Annotated in this window: 1 protein-coding gene and 1 pseudogene; one reads left to right on the top strand and one right to left on the bottom strand. The window is 45.7% G+C overall.

Annotated elements, in window-relative coordinates; genetic code table 11:
* Window positions 1-250 (top strand): annotated as a pseudogene (locus R7040_RS27975) (1,4-alpha-glucan branching protein); the annotation flags it as partial.
* 25 nt (window positions 251-275) lie between these two features.
* Here the strand turns inward: R7040_RS27975 and R7040_RS27980 are convergent.
* The coding region (locus R7040_RS27980; RefSeq protein WP_318097819.1) for a PilZ domain-containing protein at window positions 276-602 on the bottom strand (327 nt) is incomplete at its 5' end.

Below are 602 nucleotides of genomic sequence, written 5' to 3' on the forward strand. Positions count from 1 at the left end.
TTGGATTGGCGCGATGATCTTCAGTTACATGCATGTGAAAGAATCCAGTGGTTCAGGTGCAGGCTTTGGCGGCCTCACTACTTTAGGGATCTTATTCGGACAGTATCTCACGCCCGATGGTGACCTGATTTTTAGTGCTTTGTATCGAGTCAGCAGCATACTGTTTGCCATCGTGGTCACTTTGCTTGTTACTTATGCCGTGCATCGGTTACTCAACAGCTTTGCTGCAACGCGCTTTAGCCAATCATAGCCTTGATGCGCCTCAGTTTACTAAATCATACGTTGCTGGTCAGAAAGGACTGTTCCAGCAACTTGGTTTTCAAATCTTCAGTCATAGTAATGGGTTGCTCGAATCGAATGCCTATAACCCAGCCTTTGGGTTGCTTCTTTATATTGGCGATCAAGCAAGGATTTTCCTCTCCTATATGAATGCTAAGAGGTGATACCACCGAAACTCGGTCTCCAACCTTAAACTCAGGTTCAATAAAGGTCTGAACACCGACGCCTGCCAGTGAAAAATCAACCAAACTGCCGTCATAAATATTGCCGCTGTGATCGATGGTACAGTCCATTTGTAGCTTGTAACGCTCGTGCTCTCTAAC

The organism is Vibrio sp. 1069 (assembly GCF_033340555.1).